The 25652-nt window shown below is 61.7% G+C and carries 20 protein-coding genes and 4 tRNA genes; 6 read left to right on the plus strand and 18 right to left on the minus strand.

Translation table 11 applies throughout. The features are described from left to right. Window positions 1-2: 2 nt before the first annotated feature. From THI_RS09460 to THI_RS18840, 3 genes are read right to left on the minus strand one after another with little or no spacing between them, the layout of a single operon-like run. The gene (locus THI_RS09460) at window positions 3-1034 is read right to left on the minus strand and encodes a hypothetical protein (RefSeq protein WP_013106035.1); all 1032 of its coding nucleotides are present in this window, start codon (window positions 1032-1034) and stop codon (window positions 3-5) included. 2 nt (window positions 1035-1036) lie between these two features. Then, window positions 1037-1612, minus strand: a complete 576-nt coding sequence (locus THI_RS09465; protein WP_013106036.1) for a hypothetical protein — start codon at window positions 1610-1612, stop codon at window positions 1037-1039. After that, complete coding sequence (locus tag THI_RS18840) at window positions 1609-1920, minus strand: hypothetical protein (protein ID WP_157869587.1); 312 nt, start codon at window positions 1918-1920, stop codon at window positions 1609-1611. Before THI_RS18840 ends, THI_RS09465 begins: the two co-directional genes overlap by 4 nt. 123 nt (window positions 1921-2043) lie before the next feature. Between THI_RS18840 and THI_RS09470 the strand changes: the two genes are divergently transcribed. After that, entirely contained in the window at window positions 2044-2784 is a 741-nt protein-coding gene (locus tag THI_RS09470; protein ID WP_013106038.1) for a hypothetical protein, read from the plus strand. Window positions 2785-2938: 154 nt separating this feature from the next. Here the strand turns inward: THI_RS09470 and THI_RS09475 are convergent. The 8 genes from THI_RS09475 to THI_RS09510 form a co-directional block, all read right to left on the minus strand. After that, window positions 2939-3015: transfer RNA gene (locus THI_RS09475), tRNA-Asp, on the minus strand. Between the two features lie 23 nt (window positions 3016-3038). Continuing rightward, window positions 3039-3114 (minus strand) — tRNA-Glu (locus THI_RS09480). A gap of 29 nt (window positions 3115-3143) precedes the next feature. Further along, window positions 3144-3219: transfer RNA gene (locus THI_RS09485), tRNA-Ala, on the minus strand. A gap of 75 nt (window positions 3220-3294) precedes the next feature. Continuing rightward, window positions 3295-5715, minus strand: coding sequence for an endopeptidase La (gene lon, locus THI_RS09490; RefSeq protein WP_013106039.1), 2421 nt, complete (start codon window positions 5713-5715; stop codon window positions 3295-3297). A gap of 104 nt (window positions 5716-5819) precedes the next feature. Continuing rightward, window positions 5820-7088, minus strand: a complete 1269-nt coding sequence (gene clpX / locus THI_RS09495) for an ATP-dependent Clp protease ATP-binding subunit ClpX (RefSeq protein WP_013106040.1) — start codon at window positions 7086-7088, stop codon at window positions 5820-5822. 28 nt (window positions 7089-7116) lie between these two features. After that, a complete protein-coding gene (gene clpP, locus THI_RS09500) occupies window positions 7117-7725 on the minus strand; it encodes an ATP-dependent Clp endopeptidase proteolytic subunit ClpP (RefSeq protein ID WP_013106041.1) in 609 nt (202 codons plus the stop codon). Between the two features lie 251 nt (window positions 7726-7976). Next, entirely contained in the window at window positions 7977-9311 is a 1335-nt protein-coding gene (gene tig / locus THI_RS09505; RefSeq protein WP_013106042.1) for a trigger factor, read from the minus strand. 57 nt (window positions 9312-9368) lie between these two features. Continuing rightward, window positions 9369-9455, minus strand: a tRNA-Leu gene (locus THI_RS09510). Between the two features lie 170 nt (window positions 9456-9625). Here THI_RS09510 and THI_RS09515 point away from each other — a divergent pair. Further along, entirely contained in the window at window positions 9626-10468 is an 843-nt protein-coding gene (locus THI_RS09515; protein ID WP_013106043.1) for a squalene/phytoene synthase family protein, read from the plus strand. A 4-nt stretch (window positions 10469-10472) separates the two neighbouring features. Here THI_RS09515 and THI_RS09520 read toward each other — a convergent pair whose 3' ends face one another. The 3 genes from THI_RS09520 to THI_RS09530 are packed head-to-tail and all read right to left on the minus strand — an operon-like array spanning window position 10473 to window position 13739. Continuing rightward, window positions 10473-12485, minus strand: coding sequence for an acetoacetate--CoA ligase (locus tag THI_RS09520; RefSeq protein ID WP_013106044.1), 2013 nt, complete (start codon window positions 12483-12485; stop codon window positions 10473-10475). 22 nt (window positions 12486-12507) lie between these two features. Next, window positions 12508-12945, minus strand: a complete 438-nt coding sequence (locus THI_RS09525; RefSeq protein WP_013106045.1) for an acyl-CoA thioesterase — start codon at window positions 12943-12945, stop codon at window positions 12508-12510. Between the two features lie 11 nt (window positions 12946-12956). Next, entirely contained in the window at window positions 12957-13739 is a 783-nt protein-coding gene (locus THI_RS09530; protein ID WP_013106046.1) for an SDR family oxidoreductase, read from the minus strand. A gap of 177 nt (window positions 13740-13916) precedes the next feature. Between THI_RS09530 and THI_RS09535 the strand changes: the two genes are divergently transcribed. From THI_RS09535 to THI_RS09550, 4 genes are read left to right on the plus strand one after another with little or no spacing between them, the layout of a single operon-like run. After that, on the plus strand, window positions 13917-14465 hold the full coding sequence (locus THI_RS09535; RefSeq protein ID WP_231836145.1) for a phosphatase PAP2 family protein: 549 nt from the start codon (window positions 13917-13919) through the stop codon (window positions 14463-14465). 56 nt (window positions 14466-14521) lie between these two features. Beyond that, window positions 14522-15658 (plus strand): GTP 3',8-cyclase MoaA, encoded by a 1137-nt coding sequence (moaA, locus tag THI_RS09540; RefSeq protein ID WP_013106048.1) that lies wholly within the window; start codon window positions 14522-14524, stop codon window positions 15656-15658. 8 nt (window positions 15659-15666) lie between these two features. Continuing rightward, window positions 15667-17583: an asparagine synthase (glutamine-hydrolyzing) gene (gene asnB, locus THI_RS09545; protein ID WP_013106049.1), complete on the plus strand. Its 1917-nt coding sequence runs from the start codon at window positions 15667-15669 to the stop codon at window positions 17581-17583. A 24-nt stretch (window positions 17584-17607) separates the two neighbouring features. Next, on the plus strand, window positions 17608-18663 hold the full coding sequence (locus THI_RS09550) for a GNAT family protein (RefSeq protein WP_013106050.1): 1056 nt from the start codon (window positions 17608-17610) through the stop codon (window positions 18661-18663). A gap of 291 nt (window positions 18664-18954) precedes the next feature. Here THI_RS09550 and hemH read toward each other — a convergent pair whose 3' ends face one another. The 4 genes from hemH to dnaG all read right to left on the minus strand — a co-directional run bounded on the left by hemH (window position 18955) and on the right by dnaG (window position 25631). Further along, the gene (gene hemH, locus THI_RS09555) at window positions 18955-20049 is read right to left on the minus strand and encodes a ferrochelatase (protein WP_013106051.1); all 1095 of its coding nucleotides are present in this window, start codon (window positions 20047-20049) and stop codon (window positions 18955-18957) included. Window positions 20050-20061: 12 nt separating this feature from the next. Continuing rightward, window positions 20062-20982 (minus strand): adenylate/guanylate cyclase domain-containing protein, encoded by a 921-nt coding sequence (locus THI_RS09560; RefSeq protein ID WP_013106052.1) that lies wholly within the window; start codon window positions 20980-20982, stop codon window positions 20062-20064. A 55-nt stretch (window positions 20983-21037) separates the two neighbouring features. After that, window positions 21038-23374, minus strand: a complete 2337-nt coding sequence (gene rpoD, locus THI_RS09565) for an RNA polymerase sigma factor RpoD (RefSeq protein ID WP_013106053.1) — start codon at window positions 23372-23374, stop codon at window positions 21038-21040. 376 nt (window positions 23375-23750) lie between these two features. Continuing rightward, on the minus strand, window positions 23751-25631 hold the full coding sequence (gene dnaG, locus THI_RS09570; RefSeq protein ID WP_013106054.1) for a DNA primase: 1881 nt from the start codon (window positions 25629-25631) through the stop codon (window positions 23751-23753). Window positions 25632-25652: the final 21 nt, after the last annotated feature.

Raw genomic sequence — 25652 nt, forward strand, 5'->3', positions numbered from 1 at the left:
TTTTAATCCTCCAAGAATTCAGGAAATGCGTTGAGAAAATCGATTATGCGAGACAGAAAACTCGTGCCGTCGGGTTTCTGATAGGTCAGAAACACTTCTGGGTTTTCTTCTGGCGGTGCTTGGAAAATGCGGCCGCCATTTCTAACCGCGATGCCCTCATCCCCAGCCTGAGCCAGGCGGTCGATGAACCGCTGCCTGGCCTTGTCGGCTTGGGTAGCCTGTTCTGCCTGTGCTTCCAGCTCGACATTGCGCCGCGCCTCCCAGGTCCAGTCGCGGCCTGGGTTTTGGAGAAGGCACTTTTTGAAATACAGGAATGCTTGTTGTCCTTGCAGGCCCTTGGATTTGATATGGGGTGCCAGGGAGCGATGCGCGTCCTGTAGCTTGCAGTTCTGGCCCTTGCAGATGCCAGCCAGTTTTCCAAGCTGGCCGCTAGACAAGTTGAGCGCGTCTTTTATCGCTTCGAGTTCATCCCCCGGCGTGCCTTGGGGTTCTGGGTCTTGGTTATCCACAGGCTCGGCCGCCAGGCCGGTTCTTATTTGTTCCTTTCCTTTGTTCCTTTCATTACTTACATAGTCTCGGGTTTTCCAGGATGCTTGTTTCGGCTCTTCAGGGAAGCAAGTTTCCGGGATTACCGGAAACTTGCTTCCAGCATCCCCGCAAAGGAAGAGCAGGTACTTTTGTGGATCGACCCTGTAGTGCAGTTTGGCTGGGATGCCCTTCAGTTTTTCTTCTAGAAGGCCCATGCCGCGCAGCTTGCGACGGACCGCAACCTGGGCATCCGGCCCGAGCTGCAGCATGTGTTGCCAGCTCCCGAGTTTCTGAAAAAGTGACCCCCTTTCGTCGTTTGGCGCAGCGGCTGGTGCGCCAGACTGAGGAAGGAAAAACCAGCCATCGGTGCTGCGACAGGTCGCGGAAAGGAAGGCCGCCTGCTGGAGAAAAGCGGCGATTTGCAGGTCGCCGCAGGCCGCGACCAACGCGGTGGGGATGGAGAGGCGCGGCCCATCCAGCTTCTGGATGATGTCCCAAGCGTCCATCATCAGCCCTCCAACAGGCTGAGCTGGCCTGGCAGCGCCATGCGCGGGCCGCCCCTTACCCCTCGCGAGGTGCGGGCCCTGCGCGCTGGTGGGATCGAGTAAAGAGCTTGGTGAAGGGAGTGAAAGTCGTCGAAGCCCAGCAGGTCCCCATGAAGCGCCAGCGCGACGCGCTGGCGCTTGGCCGCGATCTGCGCCATCCGAGGAGTGCATCGGTCCCTGGTGGCGAGCCGGTGGGTGTCCAGAAGCGCCCGGAAGTCGTCCATCAGCTCGCGCAGGTGCAGGTCGTCCCTAGCCTGCTCCTCCTCCTCGGCCTGAATGAAGCCTTCCTGCCCGTCTTCCTGCTCCTCTCCCCACTCCACAGGCTGGGCGGGTAGGTTTGCAGTCAGCCGACTGGCCGACTGGCAAGAGGCAGGGCGGCCGCCGCCGACAATGCGGCTGCCTCGTTGGCGGCGCCGCAGCGAGCGCCCCTGCTCATCAAGCTCTGCGAGCGAGTCGGCGTTGAGATCGGCCAGGTCGATCCCGCCGGCCGCCAAAAATCGATCAGCCAGCGCCTCGATTTGCTGGTGAGTGAGTTTCATGCTGCACCCCCTGCCATGGCCTTGCGAGGGCGGCCCCGCCGCGTGGGTGGAGGCGTCACTTCGTCGCGCAGTGGTGGTTCAGGCTGCTGGCCCAGCAGGGCCGCCTGAATGTCGGCCACCAGAATTACCTTCTTCACCTGGTCCCCAATTCTCAGATGACGGATTGGAAAGGGGAAAACGCGCCGCGCCTGCAAGTTTGTAGCTGACTTGTTTCCAGTCGTCACAGAAGCAGAATAGCCTGCCAAAAAAAGCGCCTCGCCTGGTGTAACGGCCAGTCTTTGAGGCATTTCATGTAATTTCGTTTCCATGTTCCCCGGTTCGCCTTGTGATGCGATGGGGAAATTCTCAAGCTGACCGAGTTTGCATTCCAGGGTAATTCAGGCTAGAATTTGTCCTAGGTTATCTGTCTGTTTTATTTACTGTATTTCATCATGCGCGCAACATCGGAAATGAAAGAGGCGTGGCGGGCCTGCGCATCAGAAATTCGGCAGCTCAGTGGGCTTGGGACTGGGTTGCTGGAGCGGGCGCTGGGGGTGGGTGATGGCAGCGGCCGTAGCTGGCGGCGCTGGATGGCATCGGCGCCGCCGATGCCCCGCCGCTGGTGGGATTTGGTGGAAGAAGCGCTGCGCCGGGGGTGGGTGTCAAACCAGGCCGTGCAGACCCTGCTGGGCAGCGTAGAGGGCGCCGAGAAGCGCCTGGAGGGATTTCTCCAGCGGGAGATCGAGCGGCGCGCTCCGCCGCAAATCGAACATCCCGAGCTGCCGTTTGATCTCCCCCCGACTGTCCCGTCGGCAGAGATTGCACACCTGCACAAAAGAGCAAAGCAGTATGGCGATGAGGCATTTTTTTGCCTCGTCACCCAGATGCACTCAGAAATGAACTCTCGCGAGGCGGCGTGGTTGCTGATGCGTGCCGCCGAGCGGCAGGCTCAGCGGGTCGGAACCCGCGCGGCCCTGGCCGGTCTCCAGAAAGACCCACAAGGGGCAGAATGGCTGCATGCTGCTGAACTTCTCAAGCCCCTGATAGGCCCCACGTTGAAGTCGGCGGAGATGGAGCAGGGTCGGCCAAAGGGCAATCCAGGGCGCGGGCGCTGGCGGCAGCGCGATGCGCTGCTCGACGCATTGCAAGCCGCCTATGAGCGGATGGGTTACCCGCCACCGCCGGCAGCATGAAGGCCCGGCGTGGGGGAAACGTGGGGGAGCGCCCTAGGGAATGATGGGGCACCTTGGGGGAATTGTGGGGGAATCGTTCCCCCAAAAGGGCGAAAAAAAGCCCACATTGTTAGTGTGGGCTTGTTCTGTAAGCACTTGATTTACTTCGTTTTATTGGCGGAGTGGACGGGACTCGAACCCGCGACCCCCGGCGTGACAGGCCGGTATTCTAACCAACTGAACTACCACTCCATGCAGATTCGGTTTGTTGAATCTGGCGTCCCCTACGAGATTCGAACTCGTGTTATCGCCGTGAAAGGGCGGTGTCCTAGGCCTCTAGACGAAGGGGACTAAACCTTCAAATATTGCTTGAATTTACTTGGTGGAGGTAAGCGGGATCGAACCGCTGACCTCTTGCATGCCATGCAAGCGCTCTCCCAGCTGAGCTATACCCCCGAAAGCAAACCAGCATTCTATACCGATTTTTTCCGTCGTTGCAAGCGCTATTTCGTTGTGCTTATAGTGAACCGCTCAGTGACGCGCAGTCTCGGAAACCGGCGCATCCACAGGCGCGACTGACACTTCAACGGCCTTGGCGGGAATTTCGTCTTCCAGTGCCACAGGAACGCGCTCAAGCGCTAGGTCCAAGACCTGATCAATCCATTTCACCGGGATGATGCTCAGGTTGGCTTTCACGTTTTCGGGCATCTCCTGCAGGTCCTTGACGTTTTCTTCGGGAATCAGCACCGTCTTGATCCCTCCTCGCAGCGCCGCGAGGAGCTTCTCTTTCAGGCCGCCGATTCCGAGCACCTCACCTCGCAGGGTGATTTCTCCAGTCATGGCAATTTCAGCCTTGACGGGAATGCCCGTCATCGCGGAGACGATCGCAGTCGTCATGGCAATACCGGCGCTCGGACCATCCTTGGGCGTCGCGCCTTCGGGGACGTGAATGTGCAGATCGCGTTTCTCGAACAACTCGTCCTTGATGCCAAGGCGTCGTGAGCGAACCCGCACCACGGTGCGAGCGGCCTCGACCGATTCTTTCATCACATCGCCCAGAGATCCGGTGCGCAAAATGGCACCCTTTCCGGGCATAGCGGTAGCCTCGATGGTCAACAAATCGCCGCCGACTTCGGTCCAGGCCAAGCCCACCACCTGACCGACTTGATTCTGTTTTTCGGCGATGCCAAAGTTGAAACGCCTCACGCCGATGAAGTCGTGAAGGTTGTCTTCGGTGACCACAACCTGATCGGTGTAGGTTTTAAGCAAGCGTCCTTTGACGGCTTTGCGGCAGATGCGCGAAATCTCACGCTCCAACGAGCGCACCCCCGCCTCGCGCGTGTAGTAGCGAATCAGGCCTCGAATGGCGCTTTCCGTCACATCGAGCTCGTCTTTCTCTACCCCGTTGTTCTTCATCTGCTTGGGCAGGAGATAACGCTGGGCGATGCTGACCTTTTCATCCTCGGTGTAGCCGGCCAGACGAATGACCTCCATCCGGTCGAGCAGCGCTGGAGGAATGTTGAGCGAATTCGAGGTGGCGACGAACATCACATCGGACAGATCGAAATCAACCTCGACGTAGTGATCGCTGAAGGTGTGGTTCTGTTCGGGATCGAGCACCTCCAACAAGGCAGAGGACGGATCGCCGCGGAAATCCATGCCGAGTTTGTCCACCTCGTCGAGCAGGAACAGAGGGTTGCGAACCGCCACTTTGTTCAGGCTCTGCAGGATCTTGCCGGGCATGGCGCCGATGTACGTGCGGCGATGGCCACGAATCTCGGCCTCGTCCCGCACGCCGCCCAGGGCCATGCGCACGAACTTGCGCCCGGTCGCGCGAGCGATGGATTGACCCAGCGAGGTCTTGCCCACCCCCGGAGGGCCGACCAGGCAAAGAATCGGCGCCTTGACCTTGTCCACGCGCTGCTGAACCGCGAGATATTCCAGGATGCGTTCCTTGACCTTTTCGAGGCCGTAGTGATCTTCCTCCAGCACCGCCTCGGCAAATGCCAGATCGTGGCGCACCTTGCTCTTCTTGGACCAGGGCAGGCTGATCAACACGTCGAGGTAGTTGCGCACCACCGTGGCTTCAGCCGACATCGGGGACATGAGCTTGAGTTTTTTGAGCTCGCCTTCGGCCTTCTTCTTGGCCTCTTTGGGCATGCGCGCAGCCTTGATCTTTTTCTCGATCTCCTCGATGTCCGCGCCGTCTTCGCCCTCGCCCAGCTCTTTCTGGATGGCCTTGACCTGTTCGTTCAGGTAGTACTCGCGCTGGCTTTTTTCCATCTGGCGGCGCACCCGACCACGGATGCGCTTTTCGACTTGAAGAATGCCGACTTCACGTTCGAGTTGTTCAAGCAAATTTTCCAGACGGGCATGCACGTCGTGCAAATCGAGCACAGACTGTTTCTGTTCCAGCTTGAGCGGAAGATGTGCGGCGATGGTGTCAGCCAGACGGCCCGGATCGTCAATGCCGGAAATCGAGGTGAGAATTTCAGGCGGGATTTTTTTGTTCAGCTTCACATACTGGTCGAACTGCGCCACCACCGCGCGCCGCATCGCTTCGGATTCCGCGCTGGTTTCCGAACTGGATTCGATAGGCACAGCTTCGCAGGCGAAATAGTCGCCGTTGTCCCGGATGTTCAGGGCGCTGGCCCGCTGCGCGCCTTCAACCAGCACCTTGACCGTGCCGTCGGGCAGCTTGAGCATCTGCAAAATGCTCGATAGACAGCCCACATCGAACAAATCGTCGGGCTTGGGCTCATCTTTGGCTGCGGCCTTCTGCGCGACCAACATGATCTGCTTGCCGCTTTCCATGGCCGATTCCAGCGCCTTGATCGACTTGGGACGCCCCACAAAAAGGGGAATCACCATGTGGGGAAAAACGACCACGTCTCGCAAAGGCAGCAGCGGCAACGCAGTGAGGTCGGTGTTTTGCTCAGGGGTATCGGACATGTAGGTCACCCGAAAATAAGTTGGTGTGCAGATGGGGACTCAGGCTGAATTTGCAAGCAGGCGATGCTGGCAACCTCCTGCTTGCAACCGCCGGCTGGCTGCCGTCAGGTTCCCGACGCCTTTGCCGCATCCTGGTAAATGAGCAGCGGTTTGGCGCCGGACGCAATCACGTTTTCGTCAACGACGACGCTCGCCACGCCTTGCGCATTGGGTAGGTCGAACATGAGGTCAAGCAAAGCCTGCTCAACGATGGAGCGCAGCCCGCGGGCGCCAGTCTTGCGCTCAAGCGCCTTGTGCGCAATCGCATCGAGTGCGGCCGGACGAAACTCAAGTTTGATGCCATCCATCTCGAACAGCTTCTGATATTGCTTGACCAGCGAATTCTTGGGTGCCGTGAGAATTTCGATCAGCGCGGGCTCATCAAGTTCTTCCAGCGCGGCCACCACCGGCAGACGGCCCACCAGTTCGGGAATCAGGCCGAACTTGACGAGATCGTCCGGCTGAGCCTGAAGGAAAGTCTCCGAGACACTGCGCTCAGACTGAGTTTTGACCGTGGCCGAAAAACCGATGCCCGACTTCTCGGAACGATTGCGGATCACCTTTTCCAGACCGTCGAACGCTCCGCCGCAGATGAACAGAATATTGGTCGTATCGACCTGAATGAAATCTTGATTGGGGTGCTTGCGCCCGCCTTGTGGCGGCACCGAAGCCATCGTGCCTTCGATGAGTTTGAGCAAAGCCTGCTGCACGCCCTCGCCCGACACATCCCGCGTGATGCTGGGGTTGTCCGATTTGCGGGAGATCTTGTCGATCTCGTCGATGTAGACAATGCCGCGCTGCGCCCGCTCGATTTCGTAATTACAGTTCTGCAGCAGCTTTTGAATGATGTTCTCGACATCTTCGCCCACATAACCGGCTTCGGTCAGCGTGGTGGCGTCGGCGATCACGAAGGGTACGTTGAGCAACCGGGCCAGCGTCTGCGCCAGCAGGGTCTTGCCGGAACCCGTGGGCCCCACCAGAAGAATGTTGCTCTTGGCCAGCTCGACATCGCTGGTCTGGCCGATGTGCTTGAGCCGTTTGTAGTGGTTGTACACCGCGACGGCCAGAATGCGTTTGGCCGCCTCCTGCCCGATCACATACTGATCGAGAATGGCCTTGATTTCAGCCGGCGTCGGCAAATCGGAGTTCACCACCTTGCCATTGGCGTCCGTCGCAGTCACTTCATCGCGAATGATCTCGTTGCACAGGTCGATGCACTCATCGCAGATGAAGACCGAAGGGCCGGCGATGAGTTTCTTGACCTCGTGCTGGCTCTTTCCGCAAAACGAGCAGTACAGGGTCTTTTCACCGGAAGATGATTTTTTCTCAGCCATGGGCGTGTATCTACTTGGAGGGTGAGGATCAGGAGCGCTTGGAGATGACCTCGTCAATCAGGCCATAGTCCTTGGCCTCGTCGGCCGACATGAAAAAGTCGCGTTCCGTGTCGATGCCAATTTTTTCAAGGGTCTGGCCCGTGCGCTCGGCAAGAATGCCGTTGAGTCTTTCGCGCAGATAGAGAATTTCGCGCGCCTGAATCTCGATGTCCGTCGCCTGGCCCTGCGCCCCGCCAGAGGGTTGATGAATCATGATGCGCGAATTGGGCAGCGAGTAGCGCTTGCCCTTTGCGCCAGCCGCCATCAGGAAGGCGCCCATGCTGGCGGCAATGCCGGTGCACAAGGTGGACACGTCGGGTTTGATGAACTGCATGGTGTCGAAAATCGCCATGCCGGCAGACACCGAGCCGCCGGGCGAATTGATATAGAGCGAAATATCCTTGTCGGGATTTTCCGACTCGAGAAACAGCAATTGCGCCACGACCAGATTGGCCATCTGATCGTTGATGGGGCCGACCAGAAAAATCACCCGCTCGCGCAGCAGCCGCGAGTAAATGTCATAGGCGCGTTCACCGCGGCCGCTTTGCTCGATGACCATGGGCACCAGGCCCAGGTTTTGAATGTCAGTAGCGCTCATGGAAGAAAAAAACGTGAAGGTGGACACAGATTAGCACGCACTTTGCTCTACCGATGCCAGCGTGCGAGATTTCCGCACCGGGTTTGCGGTGGGCGCAACAGCGTCCTTAAAACACAAAAGCCGCTGCACGCCTGGGCGCACAGCGGCTCTCAAGGAAACGTAGGGCCGCCCCAAGTTTCCTTGACCCCTGCCTGCGGGGGCGGGCTGGGCGCAGCCCGGCCCTGGGGCGCTCATCAGTATGGCCAACGGGGTCAGTTCTGGCCCATCAGCTCATCGAAACCGAGCGATTTGTCCGTCGTCTGCGCCTGTGCGAACACGAAGTCGGTCACGTTGTTTTCCATGACGATGGCTTCGGCCTGCGCCATGCGCTCCTGATCGGCGTAGTACCAGCGCACCAGATCCTGCGGCTGTTCGTAACTGGCGGCGAGTTCTTCAACGTAGGCGCGCACCTGTTCGGGCTTGGCTTGCAGATCGTGTTGCTTGACCAGCTCGGAAACGATCAGGCCCAGACGCACGCGGCGTTCAGCCTGCTCCTTGAACAATTCGGGCGGCAGCGGAGCTTTGTCGGCATCTTTCATACCGCGCTCGGCCAGATCTTGACGGGCGCTGGCCATCAGCTCATTCACTTCGTTTTGCACCAGCGCACTGGGCAGATCGACCGCGACGGCTTTTTGCAGCAGATCCATGACGGCCAGCTTGTTGCGCTGCGTGAGACGCGATTTGACCTCGCGGCTCAGGTTACTGCGGATATCGTCGCGCAGATGCTGCACGTCGCCATCTTCAACGCCCAAGGCCCGGGCGAAATCGGCATCGACTTCCGGCAGCAGCGGCCATTCGACCTGGGTGACTTTCAGGGTGAATTGCGCCGTCTTACCGGCAACGGCGCGCCCCTGATAGTCCTCAGGGAAGTGCAGTTCGAAAATCTTGCTTTGCCCGGCTTGCAGCCCTTTGGTGGCGGCTTCGAACTCGGGCAGCATGCGGCCTTCGCCCTGAACGAAAGTGAAACCTTCGGCCTTGCCGCCTTCGAAAGCGGTGCCGTCGATGCGACCTTCAAAATCGACGGTGACGCGATCTCCGTCTTGCACTTCCAGCCCTTCGGACGTTTGACCGTTCGGCGCGGCTTCGCCACGCGTCACAAACTGGGTGCGCTGCTTGCGCAACACTTCGATGGTCTTGTCGATGGCGGCCTCGTCCACCTCGGCGGTCACGCGTTCGATAGCCTGGGTGGAGAGATCCGGGATCTGCACGTCGGGATAGACCTCGAACACAGCGTCGAACGCCACCACGTCCGCTTCGACCCCTTCGGTCTTGGGGCTGAATTCCGGCGCACCCGCCACGCGCAGACGGGCGCTGGTGGCGATGTCGTAAAACGCGTTGCCGATCTTGTCTTGCAGCACTTCCATCTCGACGGACGGCGCGTAGCGCTGCGTCACCATGGACATCGGCACTTTGCCCGGGCGGAAGCCGGGCAGGCGCAGCGTGCGGCTCAGATTCTTCAGGCGGGAATTGATTTCGTTCTGCACAGCGGCCTTGGGCACGGTCACGGTCACACGGCGCTGCAGTTTGTCCAGGGTTTCGACAGTCATGGGAAAGTCCAGTGTTCAAAAAAGGGATCAAAGACCGCCAAGCCTGCGCTTGCCGGTTGGTGCGAGGGGGGGGACTCGAACCCCCACGCCCGTGAAGGCGTCAGGACCTAAACCTGGTGCGTCTACCAATTTCGCCACCCTCGCGGGGTGATCTGTCGCCAAAAACTTTACGCTCGCGCCTTATGTTTCAACTCGGTCTCAACTGAGGCCCACCTCGGAAGGCGGCTATTCAGTGTGGCCTATTCACTGCGGCTTTGATTTTTGGGCAATCGGCTATTCTAGCTGCCTCCAGCCTGCCTGATGCAGCGCTCAACATGCACCCGCCTCAAATCCCTGATTCCTGCGCCAAACCGCCCCCCGGCTCGTCGACTTATTACGCGCTGCAACGCTGCCCGCCCGCGCGCCGTGCGGCGCTGACGCTGTTGCTGGACGTGCATGTGCGGGTGCGCAGCATCGTCACCACGGTCAGCGACCCGGGTGTCGCACAAGCCAAGCTGGCCTGGTGGCATGCGCAGATGCTGGCGCTCGATCAAGACCAGGCAGAGCACCCTTGCCTGCGTGCTCTCGGGAGATGTTTTCGGGATCAGGGTCTGCGGCCACAGGCGCTGCTCGGCCTGATCGAAAGCGTAGACATCGATCTACGACAGAACCGGTGGATGGATCGTGCCGCGCTCGTGCACTATTGCCGGGCGGGCAGTGGGCAGACGCTGCGCAATGCGGCAGCGCTGCTGGGGCTGACCGCGCGCCCCGCCCTGGACGCTGCGGAGGAACTGGGCGTGGCGCTGAAATTGACCAGCCACATCCGGCATCTGGGGCGTGATGTCGCGCAGGACCGGGTGTATCTGCCGCTCGATGCCCTGCAGCGGCATGGGGTCAAGGCGGTGGACTTGCAGCAGCGCGTGGTCAGCCCGCCCATTCGTGCCTTGCTGCAGGAACAAACCACACTGGCCCGCACGGCTTTGAGCACAGCTCGCGGCGCGCTCACACCCTACCCTGCCGCGCAGACCGCACCTCTACTGGCTCTTGGCGCCATATCGGAGGCGCTGCTGAGCGAAATCGAGCGGGCCGACTTTGCGGTACTGCACCAACGCATCAGCCTGACGCCATTGCGCAAGCTCTGGATCAGCCGCACCTGTACCTTACGGCGCAGGAGTTAGCCGTTCAAGCCCGCTCAAGTTCGGCACGCAAGGCGCGGTATTCGTCGAGCGCCTCGGGATTGGCCAGCGCCGAGACGTTTTTCACCGGGTCGCCGTGAATCAGGTTGCGCACCGCGATTTCCACAATCTTGTTGCTCTTGGTGCGCGGAATATCGTGCACCTGCACGATCCGCACGGGCACATGGCGCGGCGTGGTGTTGTTGCGAATCTCACGCTTGATCGCGTCGATCAGCGCCTCGTCGAGCACCACGCCGTCGCGCAGACGCACGAACAGCACCACGCGCACATCGCCGTAAGTACCGGGCGGCCAGTTCTGGCCGATCACAATTGATTCGAGCACCGCGTCGATGCGCTCGACCTGGCGGTAAATTTCCGCCGTGCCGATGCGCACGCCGCCGGGATTGAGCGTTGCATCCGAGCGACCAAAAATGATGAAGCCGCCATGCGACGTGCGTTGAATGTAGTCGCCATGCCACCATACATTCGGGAACTGCGCGAAGTAGGCGTCAAAGTATTTTTGGGCGCCTTTTTCCAGACTGCCGTCCACCAGAAAACCCAGCGGCATGGAGGGAAAGGGCTTGGTGCAGACCAACTCGCCTTTTTTCCCGTCCGGCAAAGGCTTGCCGTCGTCACCCGCCACGATCACCGCCATGCCCAGAGCGCAGGCCTGAATCTCGCCGCGCCAGACCGGGTTCATGGGCGACCCGGCGATGAAGCAAGCCACCAGATCGGTGCCGCCCGACAGGGAACTGAGGCAGATGTCGGCCTTCACCTTGCCGTAGATGTAGTCGAAGCCTTCGGGCGCCAGCGGCGAGCCGGTCGACATGAGGGTGCGAAGATCGCTGAGGCGGTGCGTGTGCATCGGCGCGATGCCCGACTTGCCCAGCGCCTCGATGAACTTGGCCGAGGTGCCGAGGTGCGTGAAACCCACCGCATCGGCGTAGTCGAACAAAATGGCGTTGTCGCGCACACCGGGCGAGCCGTCGTAAAGGCAAACCGTGGCCCCCTGGCTGAGCGCAGACATCAGCCAATTCCACATCATCCAGCCGCAAGTGGTGAAGAAGAACACGCGGTCTTCGGGATGAATATCGACCTGCAGCCGCATCTCGGCCAGATGCTTGAGCAGCACCCCGCCCGCGCGATGCACAATGCATTTCGGCGCCCCGGTGGTGCCGCTTGAATACAGGATGTAGACCGGATGATCGAAGGGCTGCGCCGCGTATTGCACCGCCTGCGGGGTGAATGGCGCGAGCGCATCCTCCCACACCTGAGCGTCGGCAATCGGCGCTAAGCTCAAGTTATGCCCGCGCGCCTGCGCCACATAGGGCACGACGACGGTTTTCACCAGCGAGGGCAATTGCGGCACGAGTTCGGCCAGCTTCTCCAGGTTGGAAAAGGTTTTGCCGTTGTAGAAATAGCCGTCGCAGGCAATCAGCACCTTGGGCAGGGTCTGGCCGAAACGATCGAGCACGCCTTGCACCCCGAAGTCGGGCGAAGCGGAGGTGAAGGTGGCGCCGAGGCTGGTGGCCGCGAGCATGGCAATCACCGTCTCGGGCATATTGGGCATATAGGCCGCAACCCGGTCTCCGGGCTGGACGCCCCAATGCTTCAAGGCTTGCTGCAGCCGAGAGACTTCGGCGTGCAATTCGCGCCAGCTCAGACGGCGTTGCACCTGATCTTCGCCCCAGAAATGCAGCGCTATGGCATCGTCATTGCGGCGCAGCAGGTTCTGGGCGAAGTTGAGGCGGGCGTCCGGGAAGAATCGCGCGCCGGGCATGCGCTCGGCGTCGATCAGCACTCGCTCGCCTTTGTGCTCGGCGATCACGCCGGAGGTCTCCCACACCGCGTCCCAGAACTGGGCCTGCTCGGCGATCGACCAATCGAGCAAGTCTTGGTAAGTCTGCAAATGCAGGCCGTGGCGCTCATTCACCCAATGACGAAATGCCTCGACGTGCGAAGCGGCGATGCGCTGCGGCGAGGGCAACCAAAGCGGCTGGTTGGTTTCGGAATCTGGCATGACGCAATCTCTCGAATAGAGGTCAGTTTGAGTCGGCATGCTGCGTGAGCAATTCGCGCAGCCTATCGGGCAAGGGCGCGCTCTTGCGCCGCGGAAAATCCACCCAGACCACGCGCGAACCGCCACTGGCGTAGATCGTGTCGGGATCGTCGGTGCGGCTGAGTAAGGTGTAGGTGTCGAAGCTGGTACGCCCCACATCGGTGGTGTAGAGCCGCGCCAGCACCTCGCCCGGATACTTCAATTCGATCTGAAAATTGCAGAAAGCGTTGACGATCACTGGCCCCAGCCCTGCGGGGTTGGCGGGTACGCCGGTTTCGCGCAGCCACTCCAGGCGGATGATTTCCATGTAGCGGAAATAGATCGTGTTGTTCACATGGCCCATCACATCCATATCGCCCCAGCGTATGGGCAGGGTCAGGGTGTGGACCAGTTGTTTTTGTTCAGGGATTTCGAATCGCATCGGGCTTTTCCTCAAATGCCAAAGCCATCATCAGCCGTCAGAACGGCGCCGTTGACCAGGCTGCTTTGCCCGCTGGCGAGCATGACCAGCATGGCGTCGAGATCTTCGGGCTTGCCCAGGCGTTTGCGCGGCAGCATCTGCATCAGACGCTGGCCCGCCTCGGTCTGCCAGTGATGGTGGTTCATCTCGGTATCGATATAGCCGGGACAGATGGCGTTGACATTGATGCCGTATTTGCCCCACTCCACCGCCATCGCCCGCGTCATGTGAATCACGGCGGCCTTGCTCATGGCATAGACCCCCAGCTTGGGTATCACCCGCAGCCCGGCCACCGAGGCCACGTTGATGATGCGCCCGCCGGCCCAGGTGCCCGGCGTCACGCCCAGCGAACGCGCCACCATGCGCCGCGCCACCTCCTGCGCCACAAAAAAGGCTCCGCGCACATTGGTGCCGAAAACGTCATCGAAATCTTCGGGCGTGGCGTCGAGCAGTTTTTGCTGCGCAGAAATGCCCGCGTTGTTCACCAGGATGTCGATCGGCCCCATCTCGGTCTCGGCATGCGCCACCGCCGCGCGAATGCTGGCGCTATCGGTGACATCGAGTTCGACCACATGGGCGTCGCCCCCCTGCCCTTCGATGCGGGCCCGCAGTTCCTTGAGCCGCTCCATGCGCCGACCGCTGAGCACCACGGCGGCCCCCGCCTGCGCCAGCACCTCGGCAAATCGCCAGCCGAGCCCGCTCGATGCCCCAGTGACTAGGGCGACGCGGCCCGAAAGTTCGATGGTGTATGCCATGTCTATCCTTGAGAATAAAGCGCAGCAGGCCGTCAGTCGATTCTTGGCTGACTGCCTTGCGCTGATGACACAATGGTAGAGGCAGCCGAGATGCGCGTCGGCTCGACCGTGGCTAAGTCTGCAGTGCAACAATCTCGCCACGCCTCCTCCATCCCGCAACCGCGCCCCAGATCAACCATGCAACAGCGACAGCCCAGCCTGCTTCAGCGTTATCTGCAATGGGAGGAAGGCTTGACCCTTGCGGCCAATCGTTTGAGTCGGCAGGCCTGGGTGCGCCGCTTCTTTTCTGCCATCAGCCGCCTTGGCAACGGCTGGGGCTGGGCGGCCATTTTGTGTTTGCTGCTCTGGCTCGATGGGCGCGAGGCGATCTCGCCGATCCTCTGGTTAATCGTGACCACGTTCATCGGCACCGGCCTGTACTGGTCGATCAAGCGTCTGGCGGCCCGTCCGCGCCCGAGCGAACATTGCCATCGCATCGTGCTCAGCGAACCCCCGCTCGATCAGTTCAGCTTTCCCTCCGGCCACACCCTGCATGCGGTGAACTTCACCCTGCAGATCCTGTTTTTCGCCCCGATACTGGGCTGGATTGCTGTGCCGTTTGCCCTGTTGATCGCTGCGTCGCGGCTAATTCTGGGGCTGCATTACCTCTCCGATGTCCTCGTCGGCGCAGTGCTCGGCATGCTGCTCGCCACCTTCGCCCTGGCCTTGCGAATTTCCGTGATGTGAACAGGCCCGGGGGCCGAAACAGCGCGGCGCTCGCCCGCTTTGTCGATAATGGCGTTATGTCCGAACGCATAATTCCCATCGTCGACCATCATTACGCGACAAGCGTGCCGTCCGTCCCTGCCGACACCGGCAGCGCGCCGCAGCAGCCGACCGACCGTTTTCACCGCCCTCTGCACGATTTGCGGATCTCGGTGACCGACCGCTGCAACTTTCGCTGCACCTACTGCATGCCGAAAGAGATATTCGACAAACACTATGAATTCCTGTCGCATGCCGACTTGCTGAGCTTCGAGGAAATCACCCGCGCGGCCCGGATTTTCATGTCCCTTGGCGTGCGCAAAATCCGGCTCACTGGCGGTGAACCGCTGCTGCGCAAAAACCTCGAACGACTGGTGGAGATGCTGCACGGCCTGCGCACCCCGGAGGGTCTGGCGCCCGAACTGACGCTGACGACCAACGGCTCCATTCTCGCCCGCAAGGCGACCTTGCTCAAGGAGGCGAGGCTCGATCGCGTCACCGTCAGCCTCGACGCGCTGGATGATGCGGCCTTCCGCCAGATGAACGATGTCGACTTCCCCGTGGCCGAAGTGCTGCGGGGCATCGACGCCGCCCTAGCCGCGGGCCTCGGGCCGGTGAAAGTCAACATGGTGGTCAAGCGCGGCACCAACGACGCGCAGATACTGCCGATGGCCGAACATTTCCGCGGCACCGGCGTAGTGCTGCGTTTCATCGAATACATGGATGTGGGCAACACCAACGGCTGGCGCATGGACGAAGTGCTGCCGTCGCAACAGGTCATCGACCGCATTCACGCCGTCCATGCGCTGCATCCGCTGGAGCCGCACAGCGCCGGCGAAACCGCCCAGCGATGGGCCTATGACGATGGCGCGGGTGAGATCGGCGTGATTTCCAGCGTGACCCGCGCCTTTTGCGGCGACTGCAACCGCGCCCGGCTGTCGATGGAAGGCAAGCTCTACCTCTGCCTGTTCGCCACCCACGGCCACGACGTGCGCGCCCTGCTGCGCGGCGATCCGCGCAGCGGCCTGGCCCCGGTCAGCGACGAGCAGCTGCGCGCCGCGCTGGCGCAGGTCTGGACGGCGCGAGATGACCGATATTCCCTGCTGCGCGGCACGGCAGCAGGTCTGGCCCAGCGTGCCGAGCGCAGGGTTGAGATGTCTTACATCGGCGGCTGAAAGCGGCCATGTGCGGCATTGCGGGTCGCCTGAACTGGAACGCGCCCATCGATCCCGCGCAGCTTGCCGCGATGATCGGCCAGCTGCATCACCGCGGGCCTGATCAGCAGGGGTTCTACAACAAAGGACCGATCGGTCTGGCCCACGCCCGCCTGAGCATCATCGACCTGTCCGGCGGCGACCAGCCGATGTGCAACGAAGACGGCACGGTATGGGTGGTCTTCAACGGCGAGATTTTCAATTACATCGAACTGCGCGCCGAGCTGCAGCGCCGCGGCCATCGCTTCGCCACGCAGTCCGATACCGAAGTGCTGGTGCACCTGTATGAAGACCACGGCGACGCGCTGGTCGATCAGCTCAACGGCCAGTTCGCCTTCGCCCTGTGGGACGTGCCGCGTCAGCGCCTGCTGCTGGCCCGCGACCGCACCGGCATCCGGCCGCTGTTTCACACTCGCGTGCCGGGCGGTCTGGCCTTTGCCTCCGAGGTCAAGGCCTTGTTCGCCCTGCCCGAAGTGCCGCGCCGTCTGGATGCGAAAGCGCTGGGCGAAGTCTTCACCTACTGGGCACCCCTGCCGCCACACGCCGTATTCGAGGGCATCGAGTCTCTGCCGCCCGGCCATATGATGTCGGTCGACGCTCGCGGCACGCAGACGCGCCGCTATTGGGATTGGAGCTTTCCCCCAGCCTCGATCGAAGACGAGCGCTCGGCCGCCGCCTGCGCCGACGAGCTGCGCGACCTGCTGATCGACGCGGTGCGGCTGCAACTGCGCGCCGATGTGCCCGTGGCCGCCTATCTCAGCGGCGGCCTCGATTCTTCCATCGTCACCACCCTGATCTGCCACTACACCGACACGCCGCTGCGCACTTTTTCCCTCACTTTCGACGACGCCGAATTCGACGAAAGCCCCTGGCAGCAGCAACTCGTGCGCCACCTGGGCACCGATCACACCACGGTGCACTGCACCCGCGCCGACATCGCCGCCGCCTTCCCGCGCACCATTGCCCACACTGAGACACCCATCGTGCGCACCGCCCCCGCGCCCATGATGCTGCTGGCCGCAGGGGTGCGCGCCGCGGGCTACAAGGTGGCGCTCACTGGCGAAGGCGCCGACGAAGTCTTCGGCGGCTACGACCTGTTCAAGGAAGCCCGGGTGCGCCGCTTCATGGCCCGGCAGCCCGCTTCGCGCTGGCGCCCTCGCCTGCTCGAACGCCTCTACCCCTATCTCAAACACTCCCCGGCCGCCGGCCGCGCGATGACCGAGCGTTTTTTCCGCGAAGGCGAAGCGCATTTCCGCGAGCCCTGGTTCGCCCACCTGCCGCGCTGGACCACCACACGGCGCATCACCGGCTTTCTGTCGCCGGAATGGCGCGCCGCGGCCACGGCGGCCGACCCCATCGCCACCCTCGCCGCGCAACTCCCCGCCGACATCTCGCGCTGGGAGCCGCTCTGCCAGGATCAGTACATCGAGGCGCATACCCTGATGTCGGGCTATCTGCTGTGTTCTCAGGGCGATCGCATGGCCATGGCGCAGTCCATCGAGACCCGTTTTCCCTTCCTCGATCACCGGCTGATCGCCTTCGCCAGCCAACTCCCTCCGCGCTACAAACTCATGGGCTTGGTGGAAAAATACCTGCTCAAACGCAGCATGGACGGCCTGCTGCCCGACGCGCTGCGCCATCGCACCAAGCAACCTTACCGCGCCCCCGACAGCCAGAGTTTTTTTCACAATGGCGAACCCGTCGATTACGTGGCCGACCTGTTCAGCGTGGCGCGCCTCAAAGAGGCGGGCTACTTCGACCCGGAGGCGGCGATTCGCCTGTTCGACAAGGCACGCGCTGGAAAAGTCATCGGCTTTGGTGACAATATGGCCTTTGTCGGCATGCTCTCCACCCTGCTTCTGCACGACCAGTTCATCCGGCGCTGACCCTTCGCGAACCCGCGCTCCTCCATGACCGCCGCACCGTCCAGTTACGCCGCGTTGCCCGCCGACCTGCAGACCGATCGCAGCATCATCGTGTCGCTCTGGGTGACCAATCTCGGTCACCCAGAGCGTCGCCAGGACAAATACGACTGGTTCTACCTGCGCAACCCGGCCGGTTTACCGCAGGTGTTGCTCGCCCATTCTCCGGCCGAAAACGGAACAGCCGTGGGCGTCATCGGCCTCGCAACCCGGCAGATGCGTCTGGCTGGCCAAACCTTGAATGCAGGACTTCTGGCTGACTTCGGCGTGACGGCGGAACATCGCACGCTGTATCCGGCGATGCTGCTGCAAACTTCACTGCGTGACCGGTTTTTGCCGCAGTGCGGGCTGATCTACGGCTTTCCCAACCCGAAGTCCGAACCCGTGGTCAAGCGCCTGGGCTACAAGGTGGCGGGGCGCATGGTGCGCTACGTTCGCGTGCTGCGCAGTGCCAACTATCTGCCCGCGCAAATCCCCCACTTGGTGCGCCGCGCCGTGGGGCGCACCGCAGACTGGTGGCGGCATACCCTGCGCAGAACCTGGTACGCCCACGACTTTCGTGGCCGACGGGCTCAATGGATGGACCAGCCCGATGCCCGCTTCGATGCGCTGTGGGCCGCGCAGAAAGACCCGGCCTTGCTCATCGGCGTGCGTGATCGCAGTTACCTGGCCTGGCGTTTCGAGCCGAAGCCCTGGAGAAAATTCCGCTTCCTGACCTTGAGCGCCCAAAACGACGGACTTATCGGCTATGCCGTCTGTGAGGTCGTCGGCAAGGTGTTGCATGTGCGCGATCTGCTCTGCCACCCAGGGCATCCGGATAGCCTGAATTTGCTCTTTGACACCCTGTTTCGCGACGCCTATGTCGACGGTCGCAGCAGCGTATCGTTTGAATTCCTCGGCCCTGCCGACATCCAGAGCAAGCTGCATCAGTTGGGCATGTTGGCGCGTGATGCCCGCAATGTGTTCTGCACCATGACACCCGAACAAGCCCAAGCGCTTGAGCAGGCGCAGTGGTATCTCACCAGCGCCGACGAAGATTATTGAGCCGTATCGCGCAGGCCGCTGCAACCGCCCGCACAGAGAAAACTTTGGTCACACGCACGGCACACTCCACACCCAATCCCACGGAACTGTCTGCTCATGTTGAGCACTCACTCTTCATGACTTGTGCGCTTTGGGCGCTCTTGAAGGAGAGAGAAGATGTCTCTGGCTGAACTGGTGCTCTACCTCTTGGCGATAGGCGTGATCGGGCTCGGCGTCGGGCTGCTGGTGCAGTTCTGGCGTGAGGCGCGCTCGACGCCCCGCGATTCATCCCTGTGAACTCACAGGTTTAACTCACAGATTTTCCGCACCCAGGGCCTTGGCCCGTTCGCGAGTTTGCGCGAGTTTTTTGGGATCGGCAGGTACGGTTGTATTCCAGCCCTGCAGATGAGAGGTCAGCAGACGGCTGAAACCCTGCGCCCAGTGCGTCTCGGCGTTCAGGCAATCGATGTAATTAAAGACCTTGCCGCCACTGGACAGAAACGCTTCCTTGCCTTCCATGGCGATTTCTTCCAGCGTTTCGAGGCAATCGACACTGAAGCCCGGGCAGGTCACATCGACCCGAGCCACACCTTCTTTGGCCAGTTGGCGCAAGGTGGGTTCGGTGTAGGGCTGCAACCACTCCTGCTTGCCAAAGCGCGACTGAAACGTCACCGCGTAATCAGCAGCGGCCAACCCCAGGCGCTCGGCGAGCAGGCGCCCGGTCTTGTGGCACTCGCAGTGGTACGGATCGCCCAGCTTGAGCGTGCGCGCCGGCATGCCGTGAAAGCTCATGACGAATTTGTCAGGCCGACCCTGCTGCTGCCAGTGCGCCTCGATTTTTCGCGCCAGGGCCTCGATGTAAAGCGGCTCGTCGTGAAAGTGATTGAGCACCCGGAGTTCGGGCATGCGCCGGCTGCGCCGCATCCAGGCCGTCACTGCGTCCAGCGTGGAGGCCGTGGTGGCCGCGCAATATTGCGGATAGAGCGGCACCAGCAGGATGCGAGTGACGTTTTGCTTGGCCATCTCGTCGAGCACACTGGCCACAGACGGGTTGCCGTAGCGCATGGCATATCGCACTTGCACATGATGACCCAGCCGAGCCATTTCAGCGGCAACGGCTTGCGTGAGGTCGGCCGTGCCCGACTGCAGGGGCGAGCCGCGCTCGGTCCAGACCGAGGCGTACTTGGCCGCGGATTTGGAGGAACGAATCGGCAAAATGATGCCGTTGAGGATCAACCACCAAACCGGCTTGGGAATTTCGACCACCCGAGGGTCGCTGAGAAACTCACCGAGGTAGCGACGCAAGGCCGATGCCGTCGGCGCATCGGGCGTGCCCAGATTGACGAGAAGGATGGCAGTTTTCGGTGCGGAACCGTGCGAATACGCCGTAGGGTCGGACAAGGGCATGAGAACCTGAGTTCAGTGAGGATGGATCTGGAACATCACCGTGGGCGCGGTCGGGTCGGACGGCTTAGCGCCCAGGGTGATTTCGCCCTGGCCATGCAGCACGCACTCGTTGCGCCGCAGGGCCAGCGTGGTGTCATTGCCCGTGTAGCGCACCCAGGTGCCGTTGCTGCTGAGGTCAGTCAGCATGAAATAGCTGCCGCGCCAGTCGATGCGCGCGTGCTGGCGCGATACCCGCAGATCGTTGACCGGAAAGTCTGCACCGTTCGTGCGCCCGATCACGATGGGCATCTGATCGGCGGCATAGTCCACGCTGGTATCGAGCCAGGCGAGATTGAGCAACTGGCTGCTGTAGTCGATGCGTGAGGGCACTTGCGGCATGGTCTGGCCCATATCGACCTGCGCCTCCCAATCGACCTGATGCACCGGAACCGGCACGTCGTAGCCGCGCAGAAAAATGGCGCCGAGGCTGCGCAGCCGGGCCAGCAACTCCAGCGGCAGCGCTTCCATCACGGCGTCGCCGATGAGAATTTGTCCGGTTCCGGCCGAGTCGGACAGGCGCGAGGCCGCATTGACCGGATCGCCAAAACAGTCGCCCGGCGCCAGCACGACCACGCCGCGAGCAATGCCGATTTTCAGAGGTAGTTTTTGTCGGGCGCCCGTGGCATCGACCGCGCCTGAGGTGGAGCAGGTGCGCTGAATGTCGATGCAGGCGTTGAGCGCGGGGGTGTTGTGCTCGAAGGTGGCGAGTATGCCGTCCCCCAGCGTTTTCACCACATCGCCGCCCGCCGCCTTGAAGCTGCGGGCCATGTTCGACACGACCTGAGTGACCAGCGCCGTGGCTTCGGTATTGCCAAGAGATTGGAACAATGCCGTGCTGCCGACGACATCGGCAAACACGATGGTGCGGACAGCCGTTTTTCGCGCGTTGGTCATGCCCGAAGTCTAGCGTGTGCTCCTGTCCGCCGCGTGGCGGGCAGGAGCGTCCGGATCAAAGCGTGTCGAGAAAGCTGCGCAGCTTGTCCGAGCGAGTGGGGTGCTTGAGCTTGCGCAGCGCCTTGGCCTCGATCTGGCGGATGCGCTCGCGGGTGACGTCGAACTGTTTGCCCACTTCTTCTAGCGTGTGGTCGTTGGCCATCTCGATGCCGAAGCGCATGCGCAGCACCTTCGCTTCGCGCGGCGTGAGCGAATCGAGAATCTCCTTGACCACGTCGCGCAAACCTGCCTGCATCGCCGCTTCGGTCGGCGCCAGCGTGCCCGAGTCTTCGATGAAATCGCCCAGGTGCGAGTCATCGTCGTCGCCGATGGGCGTTTCCATGGAAATCGGTTCGCGTGCGATCTTGAGGATCTTGCGTACCTTGTCCTCGGGCATTTCCATCTTCTCGGCCAGCACGGCGGCGTCGGGCTCGGTGCCCGTCTCCTGCAGATGTTGGCGCGAGATGCGGTTGACCTTGTTGATGGTCTCGATCATGTGCACCGGAATCCGGATGGTGCGCGCCTGATCGGCAATCGAGCGGGTAATGGCCTGACGGATCCACCAAGTGGCGTAGGTCGAGAATTTGTAGCCGCGGCGGTATTCGAATTTGTCCACCGCCTTCATCAGGCCGACGTTGCCCTCCTGAATCAGGTCGAGGAACTGAAGGCCGCGATTGGTGTACTTTTTCGCGATGGAGATGACCAGACGAAGGTTGGCCTCGATCATTTCGCGCTTGGCTTCACGCGCGGCCTGCTCGCCCAGGCTCATCTGGGTGTTGATTTCCTTGAGGTCGTCGAGCGGCACCACGACCCGGGTCTGGATATCGATGAGCTTTTGCTGCAGCTCCTTGATGGCCGGCACATTGCGGCTGAGGATGACGGAATACGGCTTGCCAGAAGCCACATGCTTGTCCACCCACTTCAGATCGAGCTGATGACCGGGGAAGGACTTGATGAACTCCTCCTGCGGCATACCGCAGCGATCCACCGCATAGCGCCGAATCTCACGCTCGTAGCGCCGCACTTCGTCCACCTGGGCACGCAGCAGATTGCAGAGTTTCTCGACGGTCCGCGCGGTGAAGCGCACTTCCATCAGCGCGGCGGAAATCGCCTCCTGCGCCTTCAAATAGCTGGCAGAACGGTAGCCGTCCTTGTCGTAGGCGCGGCGCATTTTCATGAAGGCGTCGTGCACGTCGGCAAAGGCTTCCAAGGCTTTGCCCTTGAGTTCTTCGAGCTTCATGGAGGTGGCGCCGGCACCGCCGTCTTCGTCTTCTTCGCCGCTCTCGTCGAGCGAGTAGTCGACGTCTTCTTCGGCCACGTAGTCGTCGGATTCGTCGTCCGACACCATGCCGTCCACCACTTCATCGACCGGCAATTCGCCGTGATGAATACGCGCGGCCATGGCCAGAATCTCGGCCACAGTCGAGGGCGAAGCCGAAATGGCCAGCATCATCTGGCGCAGGCCGTCTTCAATGCGCTTGGCGATAACGATTTCGCCTTCTCGCGTGAGCAGCTCGACGGTGCCCATTTCGCGCATATACATGCGCACAGGGTCGGTGGTGCGGCCGAATTCAGAGTCGACGTTGGACAGCGCCGCTTCGGCCTCTTCCTCCGCTTCCTCTTCGCTCGACGCGGTCGGGCCGTGCTGGTTGAGCAGCAGGGTTTGCGCATCGGGCGTGGTTTCGTACACCGCGATGCCCACGTCGTTGAGCATGGAAACAATGGTTTCCATCAACTCGGGATCGGCCAGATTGTCCGGAATGTGATCGTTGATTTCCCCGTAGGTCAGGAACCCGCGGGTCTTGCCCATTTTGATCAGGCTCTTGAGTCGAGCGCGCCGACGGCCCAACTCTTCATCGGTGATGTTGGAGTCGTCATAGCCGAACTCCTTGAGCAGTTGCTTCTCACGAGCGCGCGAAGCCTTGCGTGTCTTGGGCACGGGCGCGGCGGCTACTTCTTCCACCACCTCGACTTCAGCGACTTCGGCAGCGACATCGACTACTTCAACCTCTTCACTCAGGTCATCCGACAAATCATCGGTCGGCTCTTCCAACTTGCTCTTGCGGCCGCGGCGCGCGGCAGAGGTATCGGCCTCGGCCGTCACAACGCCCGCCTTGGGCGGACGACCCCGCTTGGGCGCTGGGCTGGTAACCGATGCGGCCGACTTGGTGGTTGCCTTGGCCGCATTGACCTCCACAGCACCCCCTTCTTTTGCCGCCACACGATGGACCTTGCCACGCGGTGCGTCCACAACGGGACGCACCTCGGCGGGACTCACCTCGGCGACCGCGGTCTCTTTGCGGGATGCGCCCCGCGGGGTGGGAGTCTGCGTTTTGGATGATGCTTTTGTCATGGTGGACCTCAACCGACCGTTGGTTCGGAAGGAAATATAGAAGGGGGATTGCTAACAGTATGTAGGGTGAATCGCCAAAATTCAAAGAGCCCGAGCGCAACGGCCATTTCGCACCAAGCCCGCACGGCAAGGGCGATACCGAGCCGAATCAGCAAACGTCTTGGCAGCTCCAAGAAGGTTTTATCGCTTTGACCCGCATCGCTTCGACCCAAATTCGTGGCCTCGGTTCGATTGGGTTTTCCTTGATGACCGCGCCCCCACGGCGCTTATGCCTTGCTGCCGAACCACTGCCCAGTACTCTGTTTTGGCAGATATTCACCCCAGAGTGGTGGATTTTACAAAAAACCGAGCATTGTCTGCCTGTGCGCCTAAACCGTCAACCTCGCGGCGCTTGGTCGATCTCTTTGAGTCGTAGCGCCAGACTGCGGTATTCCGTGCGGTCGGCGTCTGCCACCAGGCCACCGGCAACCAGTTCGTCCTGCCGTCTTTTCAGCGTGGCGCGCTCCAGGCGCGACAGAATGGCCAGCAAATCCTGTTTGGCTGCGGCTTCGTCCAGTTCCAGCGGGTCTGGCGACTCGGCCAGCACCTCCTCAGGCGCGTGCCCGGCCGCGCGCAAGGCTTCCCACAGCGCTGCGGCAGACAGTTCGGGCTGATCTTCCAGAATGGATTCGAGCGTCAGCACCAGCCCCTGCAGCGGCCCGGGCTCCAGCGAGAGTAGCGCATGCTGCGCCGGGTTGATGCTCCACCACAACTCGGGTTGCGACAGCAGCAAAGGAAGCAATTGCCGCAGGGGATCTTTCGGCACTGCAGCAAAGGCCCGCAGCGCCTCGCGACCGCCGCGCACGCGCGGCGCCGTCTTCATGCCACGCATGCCGAACGACTCCGCCGGAGCGGATGGCTTGCGCGAGGGCGAAGACAGGCGAAGCACCTCGCGCAACTCGGTGGCGGGCATCTCCAGGCGGCGTGCCAGATCGGCCACCAACTGACCGAGCAAAGCAGGCGCCGTGATTTGCGACAACAACGGCCCGGCCTCGTGGATGGCCTGCGCGCGCCCCTCGGCGGTGGTCATCGCCACGCCATCGAACAGGCTGGAAAACAGAAATTCCGACAAGGGCTGCGCCCGGCCGATCTCGCGCTCGAAGGCTTCGGCGCCTTTTTCGCGCACATAAGAATCCGGATCGTGCTCGGCGGGCAGGAACAGGAACTTCACCACCCGCGTATCGCTGAGCAGAGGCAGGGCCTGCTCCATCGCCCGGCGCGCGGCGCGGCGGCCCGCGGTATCGCCGTCGAAGCTGAAAACCACCTGGCCGGTATGCCGAAACAGCTTTTGCAGTTGCTGTGCCGTACAGGCGGTACCCAGCGTGGCCACGGCCTGTTCCACCCCGAATTGGGCGAGCGCCACGACGTCCATATAGCCTTCGACCACCAGCGCATAGCCCGCGCGCGAAATGGCGCTGCGGGCCTCGAACAGGCCGTACAGCTCCTCGCCCTTGTGGAACACCGCGGTTTCCGGCGAGTTGAGGTATTTCGGTTCACTCTGGTCGATGATGCGTCCGCCAAAGCCGATGACTTCGCCGCGCAGATTGCGAATCGGAAAGGTGATTCGGTCGCGCAGCCGGTCGTATCGACGCTGCGCCGAGGCAAACGACTCGGCTTGCGGATCGAGGGTGTCGCCGGCCGCGTCGCGGGCCACCACCAGGCCGGACTGCACCAGGGCATCGGCGTTGTAATTCGCGAACGCGCCGGCCAAGGGCTGCCAATCGTCCGGGGCGTAGCCCAGGCCAAATTTTTTGGCGACCTGGCCTTGCAAGCCACGGGCGATGAGGTAGTTCTTCGCCCGTTCGCTATGCCGCAGGCGGTGCTGATAAAAGCCGTCAGCCGTCTGCAGGGCGTCGACGAGCGTGGCCTGCAGACTACGCTGCTGTTGGATCTGGCGAAGTTGCTGCGGGTCGAGATCAGGCTCGGGCACGGTCATGCCGTAGCGCCTGGCCAGTTCCTTGACCGCATCGACGAAGCCCATGCCCGCATGCTCCATCAGGAAGCCGATAGCCGTGCCATGTGCGCCGCAACCGAAGCAGTGATAGAACTGCTTGCTCGCACTCACGGTGAACGAGGGCGTCTTCTCGCCGTGGAAGGGGCACAGGCCCTTGTAGTTGGTACCGGTCTTTTTCAGCTCGACATACTGGCCCACGACCTCGACGATGTCGGCGCGGGCGAGCAGATCCTGAATGAAACCGGGCGGAATGCGTTGCTGCATGGATCGGTCGCCGTCATCGTG

It is taken from the genome of Thiomonas arsenitoxydans (assembly GCF_000253115.1).
Classification (GTDB): domain Bacteria; phylum Pseudomonadota; class Gammaproteobacteria; order Burkholderiales; family Burkholderiaceae_C; genus Thiomonas; species Thiomonas arsenitoxydans.